A 26,437-nucleotide genomic window follows, 5' to 3' on the forward strand; every position below is an offset into this window, starting at 1 on the left:
ATCCGGGCAACCTCTCGCAAACCCGTTGCCGGTTGAGGCCCGAGAATCCGGGAATGTCCGTGTCTCCGGGCGGGCCCGGTGCGCCCCGAGCGACGTGCGCTCAAGCGCCGACCGATACGCTGCGTTCAACACCTGCCTCAGCCGCACCGTCGCGGCCCATACCGGACCGGAACACACAAACGAGGAGCGACTCAGTGGCAACCATCGAGGGAATCGTCGCCCGGGAGATCCTGGACTCGCGGGGCAACCCGACGGTCGAGGTCGAGGTCGGGCTCGACGACGGCACGATCGCCCGCGCCGCGGTGCCGTCCGGCGCCTCCACCGGCGCCTTCGAGGCGGTCGAGCTGCGCGACGGTGACAAGGACCGCTACCTGGGCAAGGGTGTCGAGAAGGCCGTCGCCAACATCGAGGACAAGATCGTCGACCAGCTCATCGGCTACGAGGCCAGCGAGCAGCGGCTGATCGACCAGAAGATGATCGACATCGACGGCTCGGACAACAAGGGCGAGCTGGGCGCCAACGCCATCCTGGGCGTCTCGCTGGCCGTGGCGAAGGCCGCCGCGGGCAGCGCCGAGCTGAGCCTCTTCCGTTACCTGGGCGGCCCGAACGCGCACCTGCTGCCGGTCCCGATGATGAACATCCTCAACGGTGGCGCGCACGCCGACTCGAACGTCGACATCCAGGAGTTCATGATCGCGCCGATCGGCGCGCCCACCTTCCGGGACGCGCTCCGCTCCGGCGCCGAGGTCTACCACGCGCTGAAGTCGGTGCTGAAGAAGAAGGACCTGTCGACCGGTCTCGGTGACGAGGGCGGCTTCGCGCCGAACCTGCCCACCAACGCCGCCGCGCTGGACCTGATCGCCGAGGCGGTGGAGAAGGCCGGCTACCGGCTCGGCACCGACATCGTCTTCGCCCTCGACGTCGCCGCCACCGAGTTCTTCGACAACGGCAGCTACACCTTCGAGGGCAGCGCGAAGACCGCCGAGGAGATGAGCAACTACTACACCAAGCTCGTCGGCGACTACCCGATCGTCTCCATCGAGGACCCGCTCTCCGAGGACGACTGGAGCGGCTGGGCCACCCTCACCGCCGCGCTCGGCGACCGGATCCAGATCGTCGGCGACGACCTCTTCGTCACCAACCCGCAGCGCATCGCCCGGGGCATCACCGAGAAGGCCGCCAACGCGGTGCTGGTGAAGGTCAACCAGATCGGCTCGCTCACCGAGACCCTGGACGCGGTGGACCTGGCCCACCGGGCGGGCTTCAGGTGCATGATGAGCCACCGTTCCGGCGAGACCGAGGACACCACCATCGCCGACCTGGCGGTCGCCACCGGCTGCGGCCAGATCAAGACCGGCGCGCCGGCCCGCTCCGACCGGGTCGCCAAGTACAACCAGCTCCTGCGCATCGAGGAGGAGCTGGCCGACGCGGCGCGGTACGCCGGTGCCGGCGCGTTCCCGCGCTACCGTTCGGCCTGAGCCACGAGCTCCGGGGGAGGGGTGTGACGATGCAGCAGCGCCGCACACCGGGTGGTCAGCGTCCCGCCCGACGGCCGGGTCAGGCCGGCCGGCCGGCGGGGACGCGGGCCCGGCCGTCAGCCCGGGAGGGCGGGGTCCGCGCCGAGCCGCGGGCCGCCGGGCGGTCACCGGGCACGGCCCGCACCACCGACGGCGTACGCTCCGGGAGCCGCCCGGCGGCGGCCCGGCGTACCGCCGCCGGTGGCATGGTCAAGCGGCTCACCGCACCCCAACCCCGGCGCTTCACCGGGCGCGCCACCGTGCTCTTCGCGGTGCTGATCGCGCTCGCCCTGGCGTACACCTATCCGGTCCGGGTCTATCTCGACCAGCAGGCGGACATCGCGCGGATGGAGGCCTCCCAGGCCGACCAGCGCCAGCGGATCGAGGACCTCTCGGCCGAGGCGGCCAAGTGGCAGGACCCGGCGTACATCGAGACGCAGGCTCGCGAGCGGTTCTTCATGGTGCGGAGGGGAGAGACCCCGCTGGTGGTGCTCTCCGACCCGGACGGGGCCGCGAAGGACGCCGGCAAGGGCGCGAAGGCGGGGCCGCCGAAGCCGCCCGACCCCTGGTACGACACCCTGTGGTCGAGCGTGCAGGCGGCCAACGCCGAGCGCCCCGACAAGTGAGCACCGGACGAGAGACAGGCACCGACACCGTGAGCGTCGCACCACCGCAGGACCCGGCGGCGGATTCCGTACCCCCGCCGGAACGGCAACCGGCCACGGAGGCCGACCTGGCCGCGGTGGCCGCGCAGCTCGGCCGCCCGCCGCGCGGCACCCGGGCGGTGGCCCACCGCTGCCCGTGCGGCCTGCCCGACGTGGTGGAGACGACGCCCCGGCTGGCCGACGGCACGCCCTTCCCGACGCTGTTCTACCTGACCTGCCCCCGGGCCACGGCCGCGTGCAGCCGGCTGGAGTCGGCCGGCCTGATGAAGGAGATGGCCGAGCGGCTCGCCGAGGACCCGGAGCTGGCCGCCCGCTACCGCGCCGCGCACGAGGACTACCTGGCCCGTCGCGAGGCGATCGGCGAGGTGCCGGAGATCGCCGGCATCTCGGCCGGGGGTATGCCCGGGCGGGTCAAGTGCCTGCACGTCCACCTCGGGCACGCGCTCGCCGCCGGGCCCGGGGTCAACCCGTTCGGCGACGAGACCCTCGCGTTGGTGGAGAAGTGGTGGGCCGCCGGCCCATGCGTGGACGTCCCGGCGGCGGAGTGAGATGACCGCCGCCGACGAGATCACCGTCCGCCGGGCCCGCACCTCGGACGTCCGGGGCATCCGGCGGCTGGTCGACACCTACACCGACGACCGGCGGCTGCTCAGCAAGGCCACCGTCACCCTCTACGAGGACGTGCAGGAGTTCCGGGTGGCGGTCACCCCGGACGACACGGTGGTCGGTTGCGGCGCGCTGCACGTGATGTGGGAGGACCTGGCCGAGATCCGCACGGTCGCGGTGGACCCCGCGTGCCGGGGCCGCAAGCTCGGGCACCGGATCGTCGGGGAGCTGATCGACGTGGCCCGCGAGCTGGGCGTGGCCCGGATCTTCGTGCTGACCTTCGAGACCCGCTTCTTCGCGTCGTTCGGCTTCCGGGAGATCGACGGCGCGCCGGTGCCGCAGCCGGTCTACGAGCAGCTGCTGCGCTCGTACGACGAGGGCGTGGCCGAGTTCCTCGACCTGGAACGGGTCAAGCCGAACACGCTCGGCAACACCCGGATGCTGCTGCGGCTCTGACCCACCGTCACCTGGGGTCCCGCGCCGGCGTCGGCCTGTCGCTCCTCGTCGGACCGCCGGCCCGCCGCGCGGTGACTGCGGTCTGCCGCAGCCGGCTGTCGTAGGGTGGCAGCCGTGACGACGCGCGTGGCCGCCATCGACTGCGGCACCAACTCGATCCGACTGCTGGTCGCCGACCTGCCCGATCCGTCCACCGGGCCGCAGGCGCCGCTGGCGGACCTGAGCCGCCGGATGGAGATCGTCCGGCTCGGCCAGGGCGTCGACCGGACCGGCCGGCTCGCGCCCGAGGCGATCGAGCGCACCCGGGTCGCGCTCGCCGGGTACGCGGCGGAGATCGAGAAGCTGGGCGCCGAGCGGGTACGGATGTGCGCCACCTCGGCCTCCCGTGACGCGTCGAACGCCGCGGACTTCCGGGCGATGGTCGAGCAGACCCTCGGCGTGGCACCGGAGGTGGTGACCGGCGACGAGGAGGCCCGGCTCTCCTTCACCGGCGCGGTCCGCGGGCTGCCCGCCGACGCCGACCCGCCCTACCTGGTGGTCGACATCGGCGGCGGCTCGACCGAGTTCGTGGTCGGCACCCGCGAGGCCGGCGTCCAGGCGGCCATCTCGATGGATATCGGCTGTGTCCGGATGACCGAGCGCCACCTGCACGGCGACCCGCCGAGCCTCGACGAGATCGCCGCTGGGCAGGCCGACATCGCCGTCGCGGTGGACCGCGCGCTGGAGGCGGTGCCGGGCCGGGCGGCCGCCACCCTGGTCGGGCTCGCCGGGTCGGTCACCACCGTGGTCGCCATCGCCCGGGGCCTGCGGGAGTACGACCCGGCGCGCATCCACCACGCCCGGGTGTCGTACGAGCAGGTCGCCGAGGTCACCGCCGACCTGCTGGCGAAGACCCGGGAGCAGCGGCTGGCCATCCCGGTGATGCACCCCGGCCGGGCCGACGTGATCGGCGCGGGCGCGCTGGTGCTCCGGGTGATCATGGAGCGCGCCGGGATGTCCTCGGTGGTCGCCTCCGAGCACGACATCCTCGACGGCATCGCCTGGTCCCTGGCCTGAGGCCGGATCCTCCGCTTCGCCGTGACACCGCGAGGCGCGGGCTCATCTGGACTGCCGGCGTGGCCACTCCGACAACCGCGCGAACCGGTCGGCGGCGCTGTCCGGCTGCGTGCCGGCCCAGTCCGAACCACCGGTCGTGACCAGTTCCGGCTCGGGCGTGCCCAGGCCGAGACCGTGCGCGCCCAGCGGGCGGTCGTCCCGTCGCGTTGGGGGCGGGATGATCTCGTCCGGCGGCAGCGCCGTGGGGTCGTCGTTCGCGGGCTGCGGCCACCGCTGCCAGCGGCGGACGCTGACCACCCCGACGAGCAGCAGCGAGCCGACCAGCAGGGCCGTCCCGGTCCGCAGCGGGGCGGCCAGGTCGACCTGGTGGCCGTCCAGGGCCAGTTTGCGGTCGAACAGTCCCATCGTGGCGGACGGACTGATCAGCATGCCCAGGTAGCTGACCGAGTAGACGAGGCCGGTCAGTGCCGCGCCCAGCGGGGAGAGCCGCAGCGTGGCGATGAGCCCCAACAGGAGCCCGGCGGCCGCCAGCACCAGCGCGGGCCGGACGAAGTCACCGCCGTCCGCCGTGCCTTGTTGTGCGTGCGTGAACGCCTGCGCCGACCGGTCCTGACCAAGGGCGAAGAGAAGCCAGGCCAGCGGGCCCACCACCGCCGCGGCGATCACCGTTCCGATGTGTCGCATTCGGGCAAGGTACCGATCTTCGGCCTCGACCAGCAGGGGCCATAAGCGAAACTTAAGTAGCGGGCGGGCCGCGACTCAGGCGCGTTCGGCGGCGAGCCGGGCGCCGAAGCCGAGCAGGGCCACGCCGGTCAGCCCGTCCAGCCAGCGCCGTACCCGCCGCCGGGAGAGCAGTTCGCGGGCCCGGTTCAGCGCCCCGACCAGCACCAGCAGGTACGCCAGCCCGAGCACCGCGTGGCTGAGCGCGTACGCCAGGAGCACCCCGAGCGGCGCCCGGTCGCCGACGAACTGTGGCAGTACCGCCAGGTAGAAGGCCAGCACCTTGGGGTTGGTGATGTTGGACAGGAAGCCCTGCCGGAAGCCGGTCAGCGCCTGGCCCGGGGCGGCGGTGGCGTCGCCGGCCAGGGGTGGGTAGTCCCCGCGCCAGGCGGACCGCCAGGCCTGCACCCCGAGGTACGCCAGGTACGCGACGCCGGCCCAGCGGATCGTCTCGAACAGCGGCTGTGAGCGGACGATCAGCGCGCCGAGGCCGGCCGCGGCGGCGACACCCTGCACCGCGTTGGACGCGGTCACGCCGATCGCGCTCCACCGACCGCGGCGTCGGCCGCTGGCGAGGGTGTTGCGGGTGACCACGGCGAAGTCGGCCCCCGGGATCAGGATCAGCACCATGGCGAAGACCAGGAACGAGGCGTAGCTGCTCCACGTCATGCCTCCGACCCTACGACCCGCCGGAGCGGGGACAGCTACCATTTCGTTGACGGTACTCTGCAATACAGACTACTGTGCGGAGCGTGGATACGACACAGCTCCTCAAGGGCGTGCTCGATCTGGCCGTGCTGGCCGTGCTCCGCGAGGAGGACGGCTACGGCTACGACATCCTCCGCCGGCTGCGCGAGGCCGGCATGGAGGAGGTCGGCGACGCCTCGGTCTACGGCACCCTGCGCCGGCTCTTCGCCGCCGGCCTGCTGACGACGTACGTGGTGCCGAGCGAATCCGGCCCGCACCGCAAGTACTACGCGCTCAACGCGGCCGGCCGGGACCAGCTCGCCCGCTCCGGCAAGACCTGGCGCTCCTTCGCCACCACCATGGACACACTGCTCGACGATCGGGGGATGGCGGCATGACCGTCACTGGGCAGGAGATCGTGGACTACGTCGACCGGGTGCGGGCGGCCCTGGCCGACCTGCCACCCGCCGTCCGCGACGAGTTGACCGAGGACCTGCCGGAGCACCTCGCCGAGGTGGCCGCCGAGACCGACGGCACGCTGGTCGACCGGCTCGGCGAGCCCGAGGCGTACGCGGCCGAGCTGCGGGCCGCGGCCGGCGCGGAGGGCAACCCGGGCCGAACCTCGCTCAACCGACGGCTGACCGCCGGACGGGCGCGCGCCGCCGTCCAGCTGGAACGCCTCGACGTCCAGTTGGGGCCCCTCCTCGGACAACCCTCGGTGAGCGTGTTCCTGCGCCCGCTGCGTCCGGCCTGGTGGCTGCTGCGCGGCTGGCTGGCCGCCCTGCTGCTGTCCGCCCTGTTCGGTGAGCCGTCGGGGCTGCTGCCCCGGCTCGACGGCAGCGTGCTGGCCGGCCTGTTTCTGCTCGCCGGCGCGGTCCTCGCCTCGCTCTGGCTGGGCCGGCGGTCCGCCGGTTTCCGGGGCTGGCCGCGCCGGCTGCTCCGCCTCGGCACGGGAGCCCTGCTGCTCTTCGCCTTCGCGGCACTGGTCAACGTGGACCAGCACGCCAGCTCCGACTACTTCCGCGGCTACGAGGGCGTTCCGGTTGGCAACCGGTACGACTCGATCCAGGACGTCTTCGTCTACGACGAGCAGGGTCGGCTGGTCCGCAACGCCCGGCTCTTCGACCAGAACGGCGTACCGATCCGGCTCGGCTGGCCCACCTGCGTCGACGGGAGCGGGGTCGTGCCGCCGCCGCGCAACGTCTACCCGTACTGCCCCGAGCAGGCGCCGTTCGCGCCGCCGTCGCCGTCCACGCCACCGCCCGCGCCGACCGGGAGCACGTCGCCCACCACGCCGGCACCGACCGGCAGCGCGACAGCCGTTCCGGGCCCGACGGACAGCGCCGGGACCACCACGCCGACCCCGGCGCCGACCCGCTGATCCGGCCGCCGGGCGATCCGGAAAGCCGCTGCTGGCGGTGGAAGCTGGGAACTGGCTGAACGGAGGAGGGAGTGGCGCGGACGAGATCGTTACGGTGTCGTCTGCCTCATTCCCCCTCGGAAGGAACACCCGTGTCAGAGCAGGTAGCACCGTCCCCCGCCGCGCAGCCCGGCCAGACCGACCCGGCCGTGGTCGAGCAGCCGCCGGCGCAGCCCGGCAAGTCCAAGGGGCGGAAGGTGCTCGGCGTCGTCGGTCTCCTCCTCGCCGTCGTGGCCGTCGGCGCGGCGAAGGGCGCGCTGCACCTCTGGGAGCAGCGTGACGACGCCGTCCAGGCCAAGGTCGGCGAGTGCATCGCCCAGCTGCCCGAGGTGGCCGAGGGGCAGGAGAAGGACGTCGACAGCGCCAAGGTCGTCGAGTGCACCTCGACCGAGGCGGCGTACACGGTGGTCGGTCGGGTCGACCACCAGACCGAGGCGCAGGCACGGTCCGGCGACGCCTGCGAGCAGTACTTCAAGGAGGGGGAGGACGGCTACGTCTTCTCCGGCGGCGAGCGGAGCGGAGGCAAGTTCTACCTGCTCTGCCTGACCAAGAAGAGCTGACCTTCCCGACGGACGGCGACGGCGCGGGCCTCCGGTCCGCGCCGTCGCCGTGCCCGACGCGGCGAACGGGAGGTGAACGCCACTCGTCGCGCGTCTTCCCCGGGCCGTGACCGGCGTGGCAGGCTACCCGCACGTAACACCCAACTGGGCGACCAGCCAACGATGACTGACCGCTAGGAGGACGGGTCAATGGGCGAGATGGTGAGCTTCACCGGCAACGGGGGGACGAGCGAGGGGTATCTCGCGATACCCTCCGGCGGTGCGGCCAGCCCGGCGGCCATCGTCATCCAGGACTGGTGGGGTCTGGTGCCCCACGTACGGGCGGTCGTGGACCGGTTCGCCGAGGCCGGCTTCGTCGCCCTCGCGCCGGACTTCCGGCACGGCGGCCCGGCCAGCAAGCCGGATGAGCCCCGGCAGATACTGAACAGCACCCAGATGGACGAGGCCGCGACCGACATCGCCGCCGCCGCCGAATACCTGGCCGGCCGCCCCGAGGTCGCCGGCAAGGTCGGCTGCGCGGGGTTCTGCGCCGGCGCGAGCCTGGCCCTGTGGTCGGGCACGTTCTCCGACCGGATCGTCGCCACCGCCGGCTTCTACCCGCGGCTGCCCTGGGAGGGCATGGCCGCTGGCGCGGCAGACAACGCGGGCGGCGCCGGCTGGGCCGGCTACGCCGGCAAGGCCGCCCTCATCCACTGCTCCGAAGCGGACGGACTCTCCGCCGCCGACGGGGTGCAGAGCGTCCGCCGGGCCATCGAGGCCGCCGGCGGCAGTTGCCAGACCTACGACTACCCGGGCACCGCGCACGCGTTCTTCAACGAGGACCGGCCGGAGCACTTCGACCAGCGGGCCGCCGCCACCGCCTGGGCCCGCACGCTGGAACTCTTCCGGGCCAGGCTTGGCTGAGCCGCGTACCCCCGCCGAGGTGGTCGCCCGCGCCGCGCGGGCGACCGACCTGGCCGACCTCGACGGCGCGGTGAGCAACTGCTTCGCCTGCCCGCGCCTGGTCGCCTGGCGGGAGGAGGTGGCCCGGACCAGGCGGGCCGCCTTCCGCGACCAGGAGTACTGGGGCCGGCCGGTGCCCGGCTTCGGCCCGCCCGACGCCCGGATCGGCATCCTCGGCCTGGCGCCGGCCGCGCACGGTGGCAACCGGACCGGCCGGATCTTCACCGGCGACCGCTCCGGCGACGTGCTCTTCGCCGCGCTGCACCGCGCCGGCCTGGCCAACCAGCCGACCAGTGTGGCCGCCGACGACGGCCTCGCGCTGCGGGACACCCGGATATTCGCCGCCGTACGCTGCGCGCCGCCGGACAACAAGCCCACCCCGGCGGAGCGGGACACCTGCGCGCCCTGGGTGCACCGCGAGGTCGCGCTGATCCGGCCCACCCTGCGGGTGGTGGTCGCGTTGGGCGCGTTCGCCTGGTCCGCCTGGTGGCCGATCCTGCGCGCCGTGTACGGGCAGCCCCCGCCCACGCCGCGTCCGGTGTTCGGCCATGGGGCACACTGGTCCGGCGGGTCCGCACCGGAGGTGCTCGGCTGCTACCACGTCAGCCAGCAGAACACCTTCACCGGGCGGTTGACCCCGGCGATGTTGGACGAGGTGTTCACCCGGGCGAAGCGGTTGGCCGGGGTGGACTGACGAATGCGTGGGGCGGTGGGATGGACCTCGGCGTGCTGCGCAGGTGGTGGCCGGTCGCGGCGGTGACCCTGCTGCTCGCCGTCGCGGCGATCGCCGCCGGGCACTCGTCGATCGGCGCCAGTCGCATCCCGCCCGCTGTGGACACCATCCCGTACGTGCCGGAGTACCCCACCGCCGAACCGGTGCCGTCGATCCCGGTCGAACCGCGGGACGCCGGCCCGCCCACCTCCGCCGAGATTCCCCGGTGGATCCTCTGGACCGCCCTCGCCGTGCTCACCCTGGCCGTGCTGGCCGCCGTCGGGTACGTGGTGTGGACGCTGCTCGGCGGGGCGCTGCGGCGGACCACCCGGGCGGTGCCGGCGCAGCGGACCCGGCGCAGCGCCGAGGGCACCGCCCGTGAGGTGGTGGCCGCGCTGGACGCCGGCCTGGTGGAGCTGGACGACCGGGCCACCGACCCGCGGACCGCGGTGATCGCCTGCTGGGTCCGGCTGGAGGAGGCCGCCGAGGAGGCCGGGGTGCCCCGGCTCGCCGGGGACACCCCCACCGACCTGGTCAGCCGGCTGCTGCGCGGTGACCCGGCGGCCGGCGTGCCGGCGATCGCCAGCGCCGACGTGCTGGACGGCTTCGCGCACGTCTACCGCGAGGCCCGGTACGCCACCCACACGGTCGACGAGCGGATGCGCGACCAGGCCCGGGCCGCGCTGCGCCGGCTGCGCGGCGAGCTGACCAGCCTGGCCGCCGGCGCGGAGGCGACGGCATGAGCGGGCGACCCGGCGCGGTGGTACCGGCGTGAGCACCAGCATCGACGACCTGCTGTCGTTCGCCGAGGAACCGGCCGAGGAGCCCGGCGAGGCGCGGCCCGCACGGCTGCGGCCGGTGCTGCGCCTGCTCGCCGTCACCGCCGCGATCGTGGTGGTGGTGGTCGTCGTGCTCCGCGCGGTCGGCCTTCAGCTCTCGCTCTGGATCATCGTGGCGGCCGTGCTCGCCGTGCTCGCCGTCCGCCGGGTCACCGGCGCCCTCTCGCCCCCGCCGCCGCCGCGGACCGGCGCCCGCGCTCCCGCGGGGGAGGAGCCCGGCACCTGGAACTGGGCCACCCGGGACGCGCTGCGTGCCGCGATCAACGGCTGGGAACGCCCGCTGGACTGGTGCGCCGGCAACCGGGAGCGGTTCACCGAGCGGGTCCTGCCGCGCCTCGGCGAGCTGGCCGACGAGCGGCTGCGCCAGAAGCACGGCATCACCCGCGAGTCCGACCCGGCCCGGGCCCGTACCCTGCTGGGAGAGCCGCTGTGGACCTTCCTCGGCACCCCCTCCCGCCGCCCCCCGTCGCCGCGCGACCTCGCGGCGATCGTCGCCGAACTGGAGAAGCTGTGAAGAACGACGTGGTCCCGAGCATGCCCCCCGCCGAGGTCGGCCGGCTGGCCCGGGCGGTGCTGGACGCGGTCGGCACGGTCGTGGTCGGCAAGCGGGAGTCGCTGGAGCTGGTCCTCGCCGGCATCCTGGCCGGCGGCCACGTGCTGCTGGAGGACCTGCCCGGCCTGGGCAAGACGTTGACCGCCCGGTCGTTCGCGCAGGCCCTCGGGCTGGACTTCCGCCGCCTCCAGTTCACCCCGGACCTGCTCCCGGCCGACGTCACCGGCTCCTTCCTCTACGACCAGCGCAGCGGCGACTTCTCGTTCCGCGCCGGCCCGGTCTTCACCAACCTGCTGCTCGCCGACGAGATCAACCGCACTCCGCCGAAGACCCAGTCGGCGCTGCTGGAGGCGATGCAGGAGAAGCAGGTCTCGGTCGAGGGCGTCACCTACCGGTTGGACGAGCCGTTCCACGTGCTCGCCACCGCCAACCCGATCGAGTACGAGGGGACGTACCCGCTGCCGGAGGCGCAGCTCGACCGGTTCCTGCTCCGGGTCTCGTTCGGCTACCCGGACCACGACGAGGAGTGGGAGGTGCTGCAACGGCGGATCGCCCGCCGCCGCGAGGAGGCCGAGATCAAGCCGGTGGTGGACGCCGGCACGCTGCGCGCCATGCAGGCCGCGCTGGAGGACGTCGTGGTCGAGGACTCCATCGGCCGGTACATCGTGGCGCTGACCGCGGCCACCCGGGAGCACCCGTCCGCGCTGGTCGGCGCCTCCCCGCGCGGCTCGCTGGCGCTGCTGCTGCTCTCCCGGGTACGCGCGGTGCTCGCCAACCGGGACTACGTGGTGCCCGAGGACGTCAAGGCCGTGGCGGTGCCCGCGCTGGCCCACCGGATCACGTTGCGCCCGGAGATGTGGTTGCGCCGGGTCGACCCGTCGTTCGTCGTCGGCGAGGTGCTGGAGTCGACGCCCGCCCCGGCCAGCGGCGCCCTGCCCAGCTACGCGGCCGGGCCCGTCGGACGCTGATGGCCGACCGTCACGAGCCGGCCGGCGGCTGGGCGCCCACCTGGGCGCTCGGCCGGGCCGTGCTGCTCACCGGGCTGCTGCTGGTCGCGGCCGTGCTGCTCGGCCGGATCGACCTGGTGGTGCTGGCCACGCCGTTCGCGCTCGGCACCGCGTACGGGCTGCGCCGGCGGCCCACCGCGCTGCCCGGACTGGAGATCGGCACGGGGGACGCGCACCTGGTCGAGGGGACGCCGATGGCCGCCACGGTCACGGTCGCCAACCCGGACACGGTGTCGTACGACGTGGCGGTGGTGCGGACCCGGATGTCGCGCTGGTTGCGGGTGGAGCAGGTGGGCTTCGGCGGCACCGGGGTGGACGTGAGCCGCTCCGGCGGCGCGGACCGCCCGTTCGTCACCTCGGTGCCGCAGGGCACCGCCGTGGACCTGGCGCTGACCGGGACGGCCCTGCGCTGGGGCCGGCACCCGATCGGCCCGGCCGGCACCCGGGTCGCCGCCGCCGACGGGCTGCTGGTCTCCCGGTCGGTGATCACCGAGCCGGTCCGGATGCGGGTCTATCCGATGACCGAGCCGTTCGAGGCGGTCGAGGCGATGCCACGGGCGGCCGGCCTGGTCGGGGCGCACCGGTCCCGGCGGCCGGGGGAGGGCGGCGAGCTGGCCGGGGTACGCGTCTTCGCCCCGGGGGACCGGCTGCGCCGGATCGACTGGCGGGTCTCGCTGCGGGCCCGGCAGTTGCACGTGGCGGCCACCCTCTCCGACCGGGACGCCGAGGTGGTGGTCCTGCTCGACGTGCTGGCCGAGGCGGGCCGCTCCGGCGGCGTAGCCGGCCCGGCGTCGGTGCTGGACACCACGGTCCGGGCGGCCGCCGCCATCGCCGAGCACTACCTGCACCGGGGCGACCGGGTGGCGCTGCTGGAGTACGGTCCGGGCGCCCGCCGGCTCCGGCCCGCCACCGGACGCCGGCAGTACCTGACCGTGCTGGAGTGGCTGCTCGACGTCAAGGCCGAGTCCTCCCCGCACGAGCCGTACGACCAGGTCTTCGGGCCGCAACTGCTCTCCTCGGACGCGCTGGTGGTGGTGCTCACCCCGCTGCTCGACGAGCGCTCGGCCCAGATGCTCGCCCGGATGGCCCGGGGCGGGCGGTTCGTGGTCGCGGTGGACACCCTGCCGGCCGACCTGCCCCCGCCCCGGGACCGGGGTTGGGCCGAGGTGGCGTACCGGCTGTGGCGGCTGGACCGGGACACGATGATCGGCCAGCTCCGGGAGCACGGGGTGCCGGTGGTGCGCTGGGCCGGCGCCGGCAGCCTCGACCAGGTGCTGCGGGACGTGGCCCGCCTGGCCACCGCCCCCCGGGTGGGTGGCCGGTGAGCGGGCGGAGCGCAGCGGAACGGGGTCCGGCGGTCGCGAACGAGGGTTGGCTCCGGTGAACGAGCTGATGGAAGGGCTGAACGAGCGGCTGCGGGCGGCGCGGTTCCTGGTGAACCGGATCAGCCCGGTGCCGCTGCTGGTCCGCGTCGGGATCTTCGTCACCGTGCTGGTCGGCTTCCTGGTCGCGTACCCGGTGGAGGCGTTCGTCCCGCGGTCGCTGCTCGCGCTGACGGTGGTGGCGGTGCTGCCGGCGGTCGGGCCGCGCCGGGTCTGGCCCACCTTCGCGGCGCTGGTCACGGTGGGGGGCTGGCTGCTCGCCACGGTGGGTTTCGACCGCCCGCCGGCGCTGTGGCGGCTGGTCGCGGTGGCTTCGCTGCTCTACCTGGCGCACACCCTCTGCGCGCTCGCCGCGCTGCTGCCCTACGACGCGGTGGTCGATCCGGACCTGGCGGTCCGATGGCTGAGCCGGGCCGGCGGGGTGGTGCTGGCGAGCGCCGTGCTCGGCATCGTGCTGGGCTGGCTCGGCGGGGCCGGCGGGGACCGGGGGTCGCAGGCGGCGACCGTCGCCGGGCTGCTGGTCGCGGTGGGGCTGAGCGCCCTTCTCGGCTGGCTCCTGCGTCGCAGATAGCGGGATGACCCGGGACGTTGCGCAGGTCACAAGGGTTGTGCTCCGTCACAGAAGGGGGTCTCGCACGGGATTACCGGAGCCGCCCGGGGAAAGATAGATGACGTGAATCCGAAGCGGATCCTTGTCGTGGGTGCCGGGCACGTGGGCCTGTACGCCGCTCTGCGCCTGTCCAAGAAGCTGAGCTCCCGTGAGGCCGAGGTCATCGTCGTCGACCCGCAGCCGCACATGACCTACCAGCCGTTCCTCCCCGAGGCCTCGGCGGGCAACATCTCGCCCCGGCACGCGGTGGTGCCGCTGCGGCGGGAGTTGCGGAAGTGCACGGTGGTGGCAGGCACGGTCACCCGGATCGACCACGATCGCCGGACCGCGGTCGTGCAGCCGATCAGCGGCCCGACCCGGGAGATCCGGTACGACCACGTGGTGGTCGCCCCCGGCTCGGTCTCCCGCACCCTGCCGATCCCCGGCCTGCACGAGCACGGCATCGGGTTCAAGACCATCGGCGAGGCCATCTTCCTGCGCAACCACGTGCTGGACCGGCTCGACGTGGCGGCCGCCACGACCGACCCGGAGGTCCGCCGGCGCGCGCTGACCTTCGTCTTCGTCGGCGGCGGCTACGCCGGCATCGAGGCGCTCGCCGAGATGGAGGACATGGCCCGCGACGCCCTGCGCTACTACCCGGAGCTGAAGCCGGAGGAGATGCGCTGGGTGCTGGTCGAGGCCACCCAGCGGGTGCTGCCCGAGGTCGACCGGGACATGGGCGCCTACACGGTGCAGCAGCTGCTCAAGCGGAACATGGACATCCGCCTGGACACCCGGCTGGAGTCCTGCGTCGACGGCGTGGTGAAGCTCTCCGACGGGGACAGCTTCCCGACCGACACCATCGTCTGGACGGCCGGTGTGAAGCCGTCGCCGATGCTCGACGCGACCGACTTCCCGCGCGACGAGCGGCGCCGGGTCACCTGCCTGCCCACCCTCCAGGTCGTGGACGGCGACCGGGTGGTCGAGGGTGCCTGGAGCGCCGGGGACTGCGCCGCCGTGCCGGACCTGACCAAGGAGCCGGGCAACTTCTGCTCGCCGAGCGCGCAGCACGCGGTCCGGCAGGCCGCCCGGATGGCCGACAACATCGCGAACGTGATCCGCGGACGCGAGCCGGTCAACTACAAGCACAAGCACGCGGGCAGCGTGGCCAGCCTCGGCCTGTACAAGGGCGTGGCGCAGGTCTACGGCGTCAAGATGACCGGCTGGCCGGCCTGGTTCATGCACCGCACGTACCACATGTCGCGGATCCCGTCCTTCAACCGCAAGGTCCGGGTCGTGGTCGACTGGACGCTGGCGTTCTTCCTCAAGCGGGAGGTGGTCGCGCTGGGCCAGCTGCACGACCCGCGCGAGGAGTTCGTCGAGGCGTCGGCCCCGGTGGGCGCGCCCCGCTGAGCCCGTCCGGAAAGGTCCCCTCCCGTGCCGGGAGGGGACCTTTTCTCTTGATCGACACGCCGTCGCACCGCGCGGATCAACCCACTCTGGGGTCAGAACCGCCAGGTCCAGGCGTCGGCGACGCGGGTGCCGGGGCCGAAGAGCTGCTCCAGGGTCCGCCGCAGGGTCTCCGCGTGCGGGGCGTCGTCGGTGAGGGCCACGCAGGAGGCACCCCAGAACTCGATGTCCCGCGCGGCCTGCCGCCGCTGCTCGTCCCCGATCGCCGCCGGCACCCCGCGCTTCGCGACGTCGGCCAGCAGGGCCGAGGTGGGGCGCTTGTAGGTGCCCATCACCGCCGAGCCGTCCTTGCCGTACGGGCCGATGAAGAACCCCTCGGGCATGCCGAAGGCCGCGTCGGCGGCGGTGCCCCAGCGCATCGGCCACGGGTCCTGCGGGGTGGCCGGAGGCACCGGGACCAGCACCCCGCCGGGGCGTACGCACTGCCGCCAGTGACCGGCGGAGATGAACTCGGGCAGCGCCGGCCGGTCGGCCGTGGGCAGTGGCGCCGGGAGGACGCTGAGCAGGGCCGCGCCGACGGCCAGGGGCACCAGCCGCCGGGCCCGGCCGCGTCCGGTGCGGGCCCGGTCCAGGGCCAGGGTCAGCACCGTGCCGGCCAGCGGCAGCACCGCCAGGGCGAACCGCATCGGCAGCGCGCCGTCCACCACCGGCAGCCCGGCCAGCAGCGCGTACGGGGCGGGCAGGCCGGTCCGCTCACCGCCGACCACCACCTCGGGGCCGAGCGACAGGACGGCCGCCACCAGCCCGCCGGCGAGGCAGGCGGCCACCAGCGGGCGGCGGCCCAGCCAGACCGCGCAGCCGACGGTGACCAGCAGCAGCGGCCAGCCGAAGAAGGTGTTGTACTCGGCCGGCCCGGTGGTCAGCCGGGCCGAGGCGTCGCTGCCCAGCACGGAGAGCGGGGAGAGGGTGGACCAGCTGGTCAGGTCGGCGGAGAAGTAGTACGGGCTGAACATCCCGTCGGCGATGCCCTGCGGCCCGGCGAACTGGTGCCACAGCGGGTACCCCAGCACGAGCACCGCCAGGCCGGCGGCCACCAGCAGGCCACCGGCGAAGCCCGGCAGCGCCCGGCGCAGCAGTTCCCGGTCCGCCAGCCCGTACGCGACCGCCATCACCAGGAGGGTGAGCGCGGCGAGGAAGAGCACCTCCTCGCCGATGAAGACCTGGACGGTGACCACGGCCGCCAGGCCGGCGGCCGAGCTGACCATCCGCGGCCGGTCCGGCCCGTCCGGTCGGCCGGCCGGATCGGCGGCCCGGAGCAGTCGGACCACCAACCAGACGATCACCGGCACCAGCCACTGGGCCGTCATGTGCAGGTGGGCGTTGCTCTGCGAGACCATGCCGGGGCCGAAACCGCAGAGCGCGGCACCCAGCGCGGCGGCGACCCGGCGGGCGCGCATCGTCCGGGTGAACAGCAGGTACCAGGCGACCGCCGTGCCGGCCAGGTTTCCCGCGACGAGCAGCGCGAAGCTGACCGGCGCCCCGAACGCCCACGTGATCGGGGCGAACAGCACGCCGAGCGCGATCACCGTGGTGTTGGCCATCAGGTTGACCCCGTCCGGCGCGTTCAGCCGGTCGGTGAGCAGGCTGAAGTCGCCCAGCAGGGCCCGCGAGTCGACGGCCAGGAACCACTCGTAGAGGGTCTGGTCCGCCGGGTTCAGCGCGAGCACCCGCTGCCCCGGGGCCGGCCAGAGCCCGTGGGTGAGCCACCCGGCCAGCAGCGCGAAGAGCAGCACGACGAGCAGGTCGGCGCGGTGCCTTACGACGGTGGCCAGCAGCCGGGCCGCCCCGGTCGGGCGGGTCGCCGCCGGGGCGAGGCGGACGGCCTCTTCGGACTCCGGCCCGGGGGCCGTGGGGGCGGCGCTGGTCACGGCCTCGACCATATCGGCGCGGCCGCCACGGGGTACGCCGGGTCGCGGCGCAACGGTTACGGTGAGACCTGCACCGCCGCGTGTCGACGCGCCGGTGTCACCCGCCCGGGTGGTGGAACGGCAGACACGGCCGCCTTAAAAGCGGCTGCCGCAAGGCGTGCGGGTTCGACCCCCGCCCCGGGCACGAGACTCTCAGCTTTCCCACAGCTTGGCGCCCGGCGCGGGGGTGCGGGTCCCGTTTACCCTGGAGGTCGCACGTTCACGTGCATCGACCCCCTGAGGGAGGCCTGAGAAGTGAAGACCTCGAACCCGGTGCTCGCCCGGCTCGGCCAGGCGGCCGACCGCGAGCGGGCGGCCGGGTACGCCCAGCCCGGGCCGTACGGTCAGCCCGGATATCCCCAGCAGTACCAGCCGTACCCGCAGCAGTACCCGGCCGGCCCCGGCTACCCGGCGGCCCCGCCGACCGTCACCCCGATGACCCTGGACGACGTGGTCGTCAAGACGGTCACCCTGCTGGGCGTCCTCGGCGCCACGGCCGCTGCCACCTGGGCCGTCCTGCCCGACGAGCTGCTCGGCCTGGCCTGGATCGGGGGCGCGGTCGTCGGCCTGGTGCTCGGCCTGATCATCTCGTTCTCCCGGATGGCCAACCCGGCGCTGGTGATCGCGTACTCGATCGTCGAGGGCGTCTTCCTCGGCGCGGTGAGCAAGACCTTCAACACCCTCTACGACGGCATCGTGCTCCAGGCCGTGGTGGCGACCTTCGGCGTCTTCTTCCTGATGGCGATGCTCTACAAGTCGCGCGTCATCCGGGCCACCCCGAAGTTCGCCCGGATCATGATCGCCATCATGGGTGGCCTCTTCGCGGTCATGCTGATCAACCTGGTGCTCGCGCTCTTCGGCGTCAACACCCACCTGCGCGACGGCAGCCCGCTGGCGATCGGCTTCAGCCTGGTCTGCATCGTGGTCGCCTCGTTGAGCTTCGTGCTCGACTTCGCCAACATCGAGAACGGCGTCCGGATGGGGCTCCCGCAGCGCTACTCCTGGACCGCCGCGTTCGGCATCGTGGTCGGCCTGGTCTGGCTCTACCTGGAGGTGCTGCGCCTGCTCAGCTACCTCCAGGGCGACGACTGACCGCCCGTACCCGAAGGCGACGCCCGCCTGCCGCGACCGCGGCGGCGGGCGTCGTCGTTTTCCCGCCGCCGCCCGGCCGCCCGGGGCAGAGTGAAGACCGGGGTACGTCGCCGAGGAGGTCGCGGTGCGGAGTGCCAATCCGGTGCTGGACCGGCTGGAGGACGTCGGCCGGACCGAACGCCAGGTGCTGGGGGTCGGCGCCGTCGAGTCCATGACCGTGGCCGACGTGGTCAGCCGGACGGTCGGGTTGCTGCTGCTCACCGGCGTCACGGCCGCGATCGCCTGGGTGGTCGTCCCGCAGGCCTGGTGGATCTCGGCGGCGCTGGCCGGCAGCGCCCTGGCCACCCTGGCGCTGGTGCTGTTCATCTCGCTGAAGCAGGTCACCAACCCGGCGGTGATCGCCGGGTACGCGGTGCTCCAGGGGCTCCTGCTCGGCGTGGCGAGCCGGGCCTTCGAGCTGGTCTACCCGGGGATCGTGGCGCAGGCCGTGATCGGCACCTTCGGCGTCTTCTTCGGCATGGCCGTGCTCTACCGGGCCCGGATCGTCCGGGCCACGCCACGGCTGGCCCGGCTCGTGCTCGGCATGCTGATCGGGATCGTGGCGATCGGCCTGGTCAACCTGGTCACCTACCTGCTCACCGGGCGGCAGGGGCTGGAGGTCTACAGCCTGACCGCCCAGGTCGGCTGGCTGCCGTACGTCTTCTCGGTGGTGGCGATCATCGCCGGGGCGCTCAGCTTCATCCTCGATTTCGACCTGGTCGAGCGCTCGGCCCGCGCCGGCCTGCCCCGCCGCTACGCCTGGTACTGCGCGTTCGGGCTGCTGGTCGGGTTGATCTTCCTGTACTGGCAGATCCTGCGTCTGCTCAGCTACGTCCGCCGCTGACCGTGGGAGCCGCCGTAGACTCGGCCGCGATGAGCGCAGCGGAACTGGACCGGGCGGTGGAACTGCTGGTCCGTCAGGTCGGGCACTGGACGCAGCCGCGCTGGTCGGCGCAGGCCGAGGGCGGCAACGTGTCCCGGGCCGATCTGGTGCACAAGCTGGTGCAGGAGATCGCCAACCTGGCCGCCGACGCGGCGGGCGAGCCGCGCCGGGACGTCCCCCGGCTGGGCAGCGACCTGGTCCTGCCCGACCAGCTCCGGGTGGTCGCCGGGGACCTGGTGGCGGCCGGCGCGCCCGAAACGGTGCTGGCCGAGGCCGCTGCCCAGGTCGCGGCGACCCGCGCCACGCTCTGAGCCTGTCGCCCCAGCCGGATCGGCGATGTGGCGGTGTCCGATGAGCCCGGACACCGCCACATCGCCGATGTTTGAACCGGTCGCCTCAGCTCAGCCGCTCCAGCACCATGGCCATGCCCTGGCCGCCGCCGACGCACATGGTCTCCAGACCGATGGTCTTGTCGTGCCACTCCAGGGCGTTGAGCAGGGTGCCGGTGATCCGGGCGCCGGTCATGCCGAACGGGTGGCCGACGGCGATCGCGCCGCCCATCACGTTCAGCTTCTCCTCCGGGATGCCCAGCTGCCGGTACGAGGGGATCACCTGAGCGGCGAACGCCTCATTGATCTCCACCAGGTCGACGTCGTCGATGGTCATGCCGGCCCGCTTCAGCGCCTGCCGGGACGCCTCGACCGGGCCCAGGCCCATGATCTCCGGCGACAGGGCGGTGACGCCGGTGGAGACGATCCGGGCCAGCGGGGTGAGGCCGAGTTCCTGGGCCCGCTGAGCGCTCATGATCACCACGGCGGCCGCGCCGTCGTTGAGCGGGCAGCAGTTGCCGGCGGTGATCCGGCCGTCCGGGCGGAACACCGGCTTCAGGCCGGCGACCCCCTCCAGGGTCACCCCCGGGCGCGGGCCGTCGTCGGTGCTGACCACGGTGCCGTCCGGGGTGGTGACCGGGGTGATCTCGCGGGCCCAGAAGCCGTCCGCGATCGCCTTCTCGGCCAGGTTCTGGCTACGCACGCCGAAGGCGTCCATGTCCTCGCGGGTGATGTCGTAGACCTGGGCGAGGTTCTCCGCGGTCTGCCCCATGGTCAGGTAGATGTCGGGGAGTTCGCCGGCCTCGCGCGGGTCGGTCCACACCTCGGCGCCGCCCCGGGCGCGGGCCGCGGAGCGCTCGCGCGCCTCGGCGAAGCGCGGGTTCTCCCAGCCGCCGCCGACCAGCGCCTGCGCCTCCGGGGGCAGGGCGTCCGAGTTGCCCCGGGCGTACCGGGAGACGGTCTCGACGCCGGCGGAGATGAAGACGTCGCCCTCGCCGGCCCGGATGGCGTGCATCGCCATCCGGGTGGTCTGCAGCGACGAGGCGCAGTATCGGGTCAGCGTGGCGCCGGGCAGGCCGTCCAGGCCCAGCAGGGTGGCGACCACCCGGGCCATGTTGAAGCCCTGCTCGCCGCCGGGCAGGCCGCAGCCCAGATAGAGGTCGTCGATCGTGGTGGGGTCCAGCGCGGGGACCTTGTCGAGGGCGGCCTGGACGATGGTGGCGGCGAGGTCGTCCGGGCGGACGTCCCGCAGGGATCCCTTGACCGCGCGGCCGATGGGGGATCGGGCGGTGGCGACGATGACGGCGTCGCGGGGCGACTCAATCGGCATGAACCAACGTTAACCCGCGGGTAACTTGGTGCGGAAGCGCGCCGGTGGGCGGGAAATGTCACCCCGCCCGAGCCGGCTCAGTGGTGCCGGGAGGCGACCGTGGCCGCCGCCTCGACCGCCGGCAGCAGCGCGTGCGCCCAGACCCGGTAGCCGTCGGCGGAGGGGTGGTAGCCGTCGTGGCAGAGGGTGCCCGCGTCGGCCCGGAACACCGGGCCGGTCTCGGTGCCCAGGTCCACCACGGTGCCGCCGGCGTCCAGCACCGCCGCGGTCTGGGCGCGGGCGATCCGGCGGCCGGACCAGGCGAGCACCTGCCGCAGCGGGGCGGCGACGGCGCGGACCGCGCCGAGATCCGGGCAGGTCGCCACGACCACCTCGACGTGCGCCTCGCGCAGCCGGCGCACCGCCGAGCCGAGGTACGCCGCCGCATCGGCCGGTCGGGCCAGCGCGGTGGCGTCGTTCGCCCCGATCAGGACCACCGCCACGTCGGGCCGCTCGCCGAGCAGCGCCCGGGCCACCTGGGTGGCCAGGTCGGTGGAGCGGGAACCGGAGACCCCCACGCTGGACAGCTGCACCCGACGGCCGGGCGGTCCCTCGGCGAGCAGGTGGGCCAGCTGGCCGCCGATCGTGTCCTCGAAGCGGGCCACCCCGACGCCGAGGGCCGAGGAGTCGCCGAGCAGCACCAGGCGCAGCGGAGGGGCGCCCGTGCGGCCGATCGTGGCCCGCAGCGCGAGGCCCAGCTCGGGCTGGGCGTACTGGCGGCTGCGGGCGGCGATGGCCTGACCGGCGAGGACCGCTGCCCCGCCCACCGTGCCGGCGACCAGGGAAAGGGCCGCGGCCCGACCCAGTCGGGTGACAAGCTCGTTACGCTGCGTCATGACGACACCTCCCCGGCTCCGACGGTGCGGACCGGCCCGCTCGGGCGCCGGCGGTTGCCTTTCCCCGAACGACCCCGAACATGAGCGTGGCCCGCGTTGTGCCTGCTGATGATGCCCCGCCGAGGCCGCTCATGCCAGTCCCTCCAGGGTCGCTGACTCGGTCGAGGACCCGGCCTGGGGCACCGCGCCGACCCCGAAGAAGGCCCGCCGCCGAAGCTGCGCCCACCGGCCCGCGGGCCCCCGGTCGCGGCCGCGGACCTCGGCGCCGCTGACCTCGGTGCCGGCGTGCCGGGCCGCCTCCTGGGCCGCCTCCGGGAGCGACCGGACGCCGTCCCCGGCGCCGAGCGGCACCCTGCGGTCCGGACCGGCGCCCAGCGCGGAGAGCACGGTGGGCAGCAGCGCCGCCGCGGCGACCGCGTACCCCTCGGCCGACGGGTGGAACCGGTCCCAGGCGAACATCCGGGACGGCTCGGCGGCGAACCGGGGACCGAGCAGGTCGCCGAGGGAGACCGTCCAGCCGCCCGCCTCGACCACGGCCACCGTCTGGGCGGCGGCGAGCTGCCGGCTCCAGCGGCGGGCCAGCCAGCGCAGCGGCGGCTGGATCGGCTGGATCGCGCCCAGGTCGGGGCAGGTGCCGACGATCACCTCGCAACCCGCCGCGCGCAGCGTACGGACCGCGTCGACCAGGTAACGCACGGCCACCGACGGCGGGATGCGGTTGGTGACGTCGTTGCCGCCGACCAGGACGACCGCGATGTCCGGCGCGACCTCCAGGGCCGCCTCGACCTGCGGTCTGAGCCCGGCCGACAGGGCGCCGACCACGGCGAACCGGTGCAGCCGGACCGGCCGGTGCAGCCGGCGGGACAGCCCGGTGGCCAGCAGTGCGCCCGGGGTCTCGCGACGGCGGTGCACGCCGTATCCGGCGGCCGAGGAATCGCCGAGGATGACCATGGTGACGGGCGCGCCCGGCAGCTTGGCGCCGTACACGCCGTCACAGCGCGGCGGGGGCGCCTCGGCCATCGGGATGGTGCGCCGGGCCTGCCGGGCCTGACCGAGCAGCACCCCGCCCGTCGCGACGGTGGCGGCCACGGTGGCGCCCGTGCCGATCGCCGCCAGGCGGGCGATCCGCCGGGCGCGCTGCCGGCCGGCCGGTACGACGGAACCAGCGTCCCCCATGAGGTCGACAGTATCGCGGCACCACGACACCCGCTCTCCCCCCTTGATCAGGAGGCTGGGCGGCGACCGTTCCGGGTACCTGTTCGGGCAGGCGGGGCGGGACTTGCGCCGGCACCGCACGCTGGTCGAGCGGAAAGGGGCGGACTGATGGGGAAGACGTTGAAGCGGAGCGCGGCCTTCGCCGCGCTGGCCCGGGCGTTGGCGACGGGGGCCCGCGGCGGGCCGTCGGTGGGCGCCCGGCTGGCGGCGCTGCCGAGGATGATCCGGGCGACCGCCAAGGGGGAGTACGACGGCGGCCTGCGGCTGGCCCTGATGACCGCCGCGACGGCGTACATCGTCTCGCCGATCGATCTGCTGCCGGAGATCCCCCTGGCGATCTTCGGCCTGGCCGACGACGCGGTGATGGTGACCTGGCTGGCCGGCAGCGTGCTGGCCGAGACCGAGCGGTTCCTGGAGTGGGAGGCGCGTCGCAGCTCGGTCATCCCTGGACATGTGGTGCCCTGACGCCCCGTACCCTGGGCGACGGACAGAGTCTTCCCGGCCGCCGTCGGCGGCGGCGCAACGAAGGGCACAACGAGGTGCAGTACTACGACAACGTCGTCGAGCTGATCGGCAACACCCCGCTGGTACGCCTGCGCAACGTCACCGAGGGCATCCAGGCGACCGTGCTGGCCAAGGTGGAGTACGTCAACCCGGGCGGTTCGGTGAAGGACCGCATCGCGCTGCGCATGGTGGAGGACGCCGAGCAGGCGGGGATCCTCAAGCCGGGCGGCACGATCGTCGAGCCGACCAGCGGCAACACCGGCGTCGGCCTGGCCCTGGTGGCCCAGCTCAAGGGCTACCGGTGCGTCTTCGTCTGCCCCGACAAGGTCAGCCAGGACAAGCAGGACGTGCTGCGCGCGTACGGCGCCGAGGTGGTGGTCTGCCCGACCGCCGTCGCGCCGGAGGACCCGCGCTCCTACTACAACGTCTCCGACCGGCTGGCCCGGGAGATCCCCGGCGCCTGGAAGCCCGACCAGTACAGCAACCCGGCCAACCCGCGCTCGCACTACGAGACCACCGGCCCGGAGATCTGGCAGCAGACCGAGGGACGGATCACCCACTTCGTCGCGGGCGTCGGCACCGGCGGCACCATCACCGGCATCGGCCGGTACCTGAAGGAAGCCTCCGAAGGGCGGGTCAAGGTCGTCGGCGCGGACCCGGAGGGCTCGGTCTACTCCGGCGGCACCGGCCGGCCGTACCTGGTCGAGGGGGTCGGTGAGGACTTCTGGCCGGCGACCTACGACCGGACGATCGCCGACGACATCGTCGAGGTGTCGGACAAGCAGTCCTTCGAGATGACCCGGCGGCTGGCCCGCGAGGAGGGGCTGCTGGTCGGCGGCTCCTGCGGCATGGCCGTGGTGGCCGCCCTGGAGGTGGCCCGCAAGGCCGGCCCAGACGACGTGATCGTCGTGCTGCTGCCGGACAGCGGCAAGGGCTACCTGTCCAAGATCTTCAACGACAAGTGGATGGCCCGGTACGGCTTCCTCGACGAGTCCGGCACCGAGGCGACCGTGGCCGACGCGCTCGCCGGCAAGCCGGGCGGCCTGCCCGAGCTGGTGCACGTGCACCCGACCGAGACGGTCCGCGACGCCATCGACTACATGCGCGAGTACGGCGTCTCCCAGCTGCCCGTGCTCAAGGCCGAGCCGCCCGTGGTGACCGGTGAGGTGGCCGGCTCGATCGCCGAGAAGGACCTGCTCGACGCGCTCTTCACCGGGCAGGCGCACCTGCACGATACGATCGAGCGGCACATGGCCGAGCCGCTGCCGATGATCGGTGGCGGGCAGCCGGTGAGCGAGGCGGTCGCGCTGCTGGAGAAGGCCGACGCCGCCCTGGTGCTGGTGGACGGCAAGCCCAAGGGCGTGCTCACCCGGCAGGACCTGCTCGCCCACCTCGGCGCCCGCTGACGTGTAAGGAGGGGCCCCTTCTTGACGCCTCCTGCGGAGGAAGGGGCCCTTCCTTACAACTTCCGGGCGTAGCGGAGCTGGGGGACCAGCGCGGCGCCGATCCGGTCGTCGCGTTCCTCGCCGGTGGCCGTCCAGCCGCCGCGCTCGTAGAAGCGCCGGGCGTGCGCGTTGTCCCGGAGCACCCAGAGCACGGCCCGGGACCAGCCCCGCGCCCGCATCGCCGCCAGGGCGTCGGTCATCAGCGCCCGGCCGGTGCCCCGGCCCTGCTCGTCCGCCTCGAGATGGATGGCGTTGAGCAGGCCGGTGTCCGGGTCGCCCGCGTCGTCCGGCCCGAGGTAGCTGAAGCCGACCAGCCGGCCGTCGCGTACCGCGACCGTCATCCGGTGGTCGGTCCCCTCCCAGGCCAGCCGTTCCACCCAGTACCGGCCCATCGCCTCCGGCGTCGGCTCGGCCAGCGCCTCCGCCGGCAGGAACGACGAGTACGCCGCTACCCGGGACCGCTGGTGCAGCGCACCCACCGCCATCAGGTCGGCCTCGGTGGCGGGGCGTAGGGAGACTGTCACCCGGCCGAGGCTACCCGCCGGGGCGGCACCGGCACGGTCATCAGGTCCTCGGCGATCACCAGCTCCCCGTCGAAGTGCTCGCGGGCCTCGTCGGCGAACCGGCGCGGGTCGGCGTACCGCTGGGAGAAGTGGGTGAGCACCAGCGTGCGTACCCCGGATCCGGCCGCCACCCGCGCGGCCTGGGCCGCGGTGAGGTGGCCGACCTCGGTGGCGAGCGCGGCCTCCGACTCCAGGAAGGTCGACTCGATGACCAGCAGATCGGCGTGCTCGGCCAGGGCCCACACCCCGTCGCAGAGCCCGGTGTCCATCACGAACGCGAACCGCTGCCCCGGTCGGGTCACGCTCACCTCGTCCCGGGTGACGCGGCGCCCGTCCAGGTCCAGGTGGCCGTCGCGCTGCAGCCGGCCGACGGCCGGGCCGGTGATCCCGTACGCGGCCAGCCGCTCCGGCAGCATCCGGTAGCCATCCGGCTCGATCAGGCGGTAGCCGTACGTCTCGATCGGGTGCCACAGCCGCCGGGCCTCCAGGGTGCCGATCCGGGTTCCGATCCGCTGTCCGTCGGCCCCGATCGGCTCGATGGCCAGCTCGGCGGTCTCGTAGAAGCTCGACGCGTGGCGCAGCCGGGCGAAGTAGTCCGCGCCGCCGGCGGGGAAGTGCACGGACACCGGGTGCGGCACCCGGTCCAGGGAGAGCCGCTGGATCATCCCGGGCAGGCCCAGGCAGTGGTCGCCGTGGAAGTGGGTGACGCAGATCCGGGTGATGTCCGTGGCGGAGATCCCGGTGTGCAGCATCTGGCGCTGGCTGCCCTCGCCCGGGTCGAAGAGCAGCACCTCGTCGTCCCAGCGCAGCAGGTAGCCGTTGTGGTTGCGCTGTCGGGTCGGGGCCTGGCTGGCCGTACCCAGCACCGCCAGCTCGCGCATCGACACGTGATCTCCCCGGACAAAAAGCGACCCCCGGGGCTTCCGCGCTCGCGCGCGGGCCGGCTGGACTGGGCCGGCACCCCGGGGGTCGGGTGGCTGTCGTGGTTTCGCCGCACCGCTGCCACACGGTCTCGACGATGGTTCCTTACTGCCCGCCTCGCGACGGGCGATGTTTTCACTGTCGAGGACAGCG

General features: G+C 73.8%; 29 protein-coding genes and 1 tRNA gene. 22 read left to right on the forward strand and 8 right to left on the reverse strand.

The genetic code is table 11. The features are described from left to right. Positions 1 to 194 precede the first annotated feature (194 nt). From eno to EFE23_RS02745, 5 genes are all read left to right on the forward strand, one after another. Positions 195 to 1,478, forward strand: a complete 1,284-nt coding sequence (gene eno, locus EFE23_RS02725) for a phosphopyruvate hydratase (RefSeq protein ID WP_123239277.1) — start codon at positions 195 to 197, stop codon at positions 1,476 to 1,478. A gap of 29 nt (positions 1,479 to 1,507) precedes the next feature. Next, positions 1,508 to 2,143, forward strand: a complete 636-nt coding sequence (locus EFE23_RS02730) for an FtsB family cell division protein (protein ID WP_123239308.1) — start codon at positions 1,508 to 1,510, stop codon at positions 2,141 to 2,143. Positions 2,144 to 2,172: 29 nt separating this feature from the next. Then, positions 2,173 to 2,730 carry a DUF501 domain-containing protein gene (locus EFE23_RS02735; RefSeq protein ID WP_123239278.1) on the forward strand — a complete coding sequence of 186 codons (558 nt, stop codon included), beginning with the start codon at positions 2,173 to 2,175 and terminating at the stop codon, positions 2,728 to 2,730. 1 nt (position 2,731) lies between these two features. Further along, on the forward strand, positions 2,732 to 3,244 hold the full coding sequence (locus EFE23_RS02740) for an amino-acid N-acetyltransferase (RefSeq protein ID WP_123239279.1): 513 nt from the start codon (positions 2,732 to 2,734) through the stop codon (positions 3,242 to 3,244). A 126-nt stretch (positions 3,245 to 3,370) separates the two neighbouring features. Beyond that, complete coding sequence (locus EFE23_RS02745; protein WP_123239280.1) at positions 3,371 to 4,300, forward strand: Ppx/GppA phosphatase family protein; 930 nt, start codon at positions 3,371 to 3,373, stop codon at positions 4,298 to 4,300. A 42-nt stretch (positions 4,301 to 4,342) separates the two neighbouring features. Here EFE23_RS02745 and EFE23_RS02750 read toward each other — a convergent pair whose 3' ends face one another. Next, complete coding sequence (locus EFE23_RS02750) at positions 4,343 to 4,984, reverse strand: hypothetical protein (protein ID WP_123239281.1); 642 nt, start codon at positions 4,982 to 4,984, stop codon at positions 4,343 to 4,345. 75 nt (positions 4,985 to 5,059) lie between these two features. Beyond that, positions 5,060 to 5,689, reverse strand: a complete 630-nt coding sequence (locus EFE23_RS02755) for a LysE family translocator (RefSeq protein ID WP_123239282.1) — start codon at positions 5,687 to 5,689, stop codon at positions 5,060 to 5,062. A gap of 83 nt (positions 5,690 to 5,772) precedes the next feature. Here EFE23_RS02755 and EFE23_RS02760 point away from each other — a divergent pair, with 83 nt between their 5' ends. The 11 genes from EFE23_RS02760 to EFE23_RS02810 all read left to right on the forward strand — a co-directional run bounded on the left by EFE23_RS02760 (position 5,773) and on the right by EFE23_RS02810 (position 15,124). Next, positions 5,773 to 6,105: a PadR family transcriptional regulator gene (locus EFE23_RS02760; RefSeq protein WP_123239283.1), complete on the forward strand. Its 333-nt coding sequence runs from the start codon at positions 5,773 to 5,775 to the stop codon at positions 6,103 to 6,105. Continuing rightward, positions 6,102 to 7,088, forward strand: a complete 987-nt coding sequence (locus EFE23_RS02765; RefSeq protein WP_123239284.1) for an HAAS signaling domain-containing protein — start codon at positions 6,102 to 6,104, stop codon at positions 7,086 to 7,088. Before EFE23_RS02760 ends, EFE23_RS02765 begins: the two co-directional genes overlap by 4 nt. A gap of 131 nt (positions 7,089 to 7,219) precedes the next feature. Then, positions 7,220 to 7,687 carry an LppU/SCO3897 family protein gene (locus EFE23_RS29675; protein ID WP_123239285.1) on the forward strand — a complete coding sequence of 156 codons (468 nt, stop codon included), beginning with the start codon at positions 7,220 to 7,222 and terminating at the stop codon, positions 7,685 to 7,687. A gap of 189 nt (positions 7,688 to 7,876) precedes the next feature. Then, on the forward strand, positions 7,877 to 8,590 hold the full coding sequence (locus EFE23_RS02775) for a dienelactone hydrolase family protein (RefSeq protein WP_123239286.1): 714 nt from the start codon (positions 7,877 to 7,879) through the stop codon (positions 8,588 to 8,590). Positions 8,591 to 8,609: 19 nt separating this feature from the next. Continuing rightward, complete coding sequence (locus EFE23_RS02780) at positions 8,610 to 9,323, forward strand: uracil-DNA glycosylase (protein WP_123239287.1); 714 nt, start codon at positions 8,610 to 8,612, stop codon at positions 9,321 to 9,323. Between the two features lie 20 nt (positions 9,324 to 9,343). Continuing rightward, complete coding sequence (locus tag EFE23_RS02785; protein WP_123239288.1) at positions 9,344 to 10,084, forward strand: DUF4129 domain-containing protein; 741 nt, start codon at positions 9,344 to 9,346, stop codon at positions 10,082 to 10,084. 28 nt (positions 10,085 to 10,112) lie between these two features. Then, positions 10,113 to 10,694 (forward strand): hypothetical protein, encoded by a 582-nt coding sequence (locus EFE23_RS02790; RefSeq protein ID WP_123239289.1) that lies wholly within the window; start codon positions 10,113 to 10,115, stop codon positions 10,692 to 10,694. 20 nt (positions 10,695 to 10,714) lie between these two features. Then, positions 10,715 to 11,701: an AAA family ATPase gene (locus EFE23_RS02795; protein WP_123239309.1), complete on the forward strand. Its 987-nt coding sequence runs from the start codon at positions 10,715 to 10,717 to the stop codon at positions 11,699 to 11,701. Continuing rightward, positions 11,701 to 13,065, forward strand: coding sequence for a DUF58 domain-containing protein (locus EFE23_RS02800; protein ID WP_123239290.1), 1,365 nt, complete (start codon positions 11,701 to 11,703; stop codon positions 13,063 to 13,065). The genes EFE23_RS02795 and EFE23_RS02800 overlap by 1 nt, the downstream gene beginning before the upstream one ends. Before the next feature lie 67 nt (positions 13,066 to 13,132). Continuing rightward, entirely contained in the window at positions 13,133 to 13,693 is a 561-nt protein-coding gene (locus EFE23_RS02805) for a VIT1/CCC1 transporter family protein (protein ID WP_199736896.1), read from the forward strand. Positions 13,694 to 13,795: 102 nt separating this feature from the next. Beyond that, positions 13,796 to 15,124 carry an NAD(P)/FAD-dependent oxidoreductase gene (locus tag EFE23_RS02810; RefSeq protein ID WP_123239291.1) on the forward strand — a complete coding sequence of 443 codons (1,329 nt, stop codon included), beginning with the start codon at positions 13,796 to 13,798 and terminating at the stop codon, positions 15,122 to 15,124. Between the two features lie 92 nt (positions 15,125 to 15,216). Here the strand turns inward: EFE23_RS02810 and EFE23_RS02815 are convergent, their stop codons facing one another. Then, positions 15,217 to 17,049 (reverse strand): hypothetical protein, encoded by a 1,833-nt coding sequence (locus EFE23_RS02815; protein ID WP_233600835.1) that lies wholly within the window; start codon positions 17,047 to 17,049, stop codon positions 15,217 to 15,219. A 103-nt stretch (positions 17,050 to 17,152) separates the two neighbouring features. On the opposite strand from EFE23_RS02815, the gene EFE23_RS02820 reads away from it, so the two are divergent. The 4 genes from EFE23_RS02820 (at position 17,153) to EFE23_RS02835 (ending at position 19,413) form a co-directional block, all read left to right on the forward strand. After that, positions 17,153 to 17,233, forward strand: a tRNA-Leu gene (locus EFE23_RS02820). 110 nt (positions 17,234 to 17,343) lie between these two features. Beyond that, a complete protein-coding gene (locus tag EFE23_RS02825) occupies positions 17,344 to 18,180 on the forward strand; it encodes a Bax inhibitor-1/YccA family protein (protein ID WP_123239293.1) in 837 nt (278 codons plus the stop codon). Between the two features lie 124 nt (positions 18,181 to 18,304). Then, a complete protein-coding gene (locus EFE23_RS02830) occupies positions 18,305 to 19,063 on the forward strand; it encodes a Bax inhibitor-1/YccA family protein (RefSeq protein WP_123239294.1) in 759 nt (252 codons plus the stop codon). 29 nt (positions 19,064 to 19,092) lie between these two features. Next, entirely contained in the window at positions 19,093 to 19,413 is a 321-nt protein-coding gene (locus tag EFE23_RS02835) for a hypothetical protein (protein ID WP_123239295.1), read from the forward strand. 85 nt (positions 19,414 to 19,498) lie between these two features. Here EFE23_RS02835 and EFE23_RS02840 read toward each other — a convergent pair whose 3' ends face one another. From EFE23_RS02840 to EFE23_RS02850, 3 genes are all read right to left on the reverse strand, one after another. Then, positions 19,499 to 20,761, reverse strand: a complete 1,263-nt coding sequence (locus EFE23_RS02840) for an acetyl-CoA C-acetyltransferase (protein ID WP_123239296.1) — start codon at positions 20,759 to 20,761, stop codon at positions 19,499 to 19,501. 77 nt (positions 20,762 to 20,838) lie between these two features. Beyond that, complete coding sequence (locus EFE23_RS02845; RefSeq protein WP_123239297.1) at positions 20,839 to 21,636, reverse strand: SGNH/GDSL hydrolase family protein; 798 nt, start codon at positions 21,634 to 21,636, stop codon at positions 20,839 to 20,841. Positions 21,637 to 21,765: 129 nt separating this feature from the next. Next, positions 21,766 to 22,812 (reverse strand): SGNH/GDSL hydrolase family protein, encoded by a 1,047-nt coding sequence (locus EFE23_RS02850; RefSeq protein ID WP_123239298.1) that lies wholly within the window; start codon positions 22,810 to 22,812, stop codon positions 21,766 to 21,768. Positions 22,813 to 22,959: 147 nt separating this feature from the next. On the opposite strand from EFE23_RS02850, the gene EFE23_RS02855 reads away from it, so the two are divergent. Further along, on the forward strand, positions 22,960 to 23,316 hold the full coding sequence (locus tag EFE23_RS02855) for a YkvA family protein (protein ID WP_123239299.1): 357 nt from the start codon (positions 22,960 to 22,962) through the stop codon (positions 23,314 to 23,316). A 74-nt stretch (positions 23,317 to 23,390) separates the two neighbouring features. Next, a complete protein-coding gene (locus EFE23_RS02860; protein WP_123239300.1) occupies positions 23,391 to 24,761 on the forward strand; it encodes a cystathionine beta-synthase in 1,371 nt (456 codons plus the stop codon). 53 nt (positions 24,762 to 24,814) lie between these two features. Here the strand turns inward: EFE23_RS02860 and EFE23_RS02865 are convergent, their stop codons facing one another. Further along, on the reverse strand, positions 24,815 to 25,324 hold the full coding sequence (locus EFE23_RS02865; protein ID WP_123239301.1) for a GNAT family N-acetyltransferase: 510 nt from the start codon (positions 25,322 to 25,324) through the stop codon (positions 24,815 to 24,817). Then, positions 25,321 to 26,250, reverse strand: a complete 930-nt coding sequence (locus EFE23_RS02870; RefSeq protein ID WP_123239302.1) for a ribonuclease Z — start codon at positions 26,248 to 26,250, stop codon at positions 25,321 to 25,323. Before EFE23_RS02870 ends, EFE23_RS02865 begins: the two co-directional genes overlap by 4 nt. Positions 26,251 to 26,437: the final 187 nt, after the last annotated feature.

Source organism: Micromonospora solifontis (assembly GCF_003725545.1).
Classification (GTDB): domain Bacteria; phylum Actinomycetota; class Actinomycetes; order Mycobacteriales; family Micromonosporaceae; genus Micromonospora; species Micromonospora solifontis.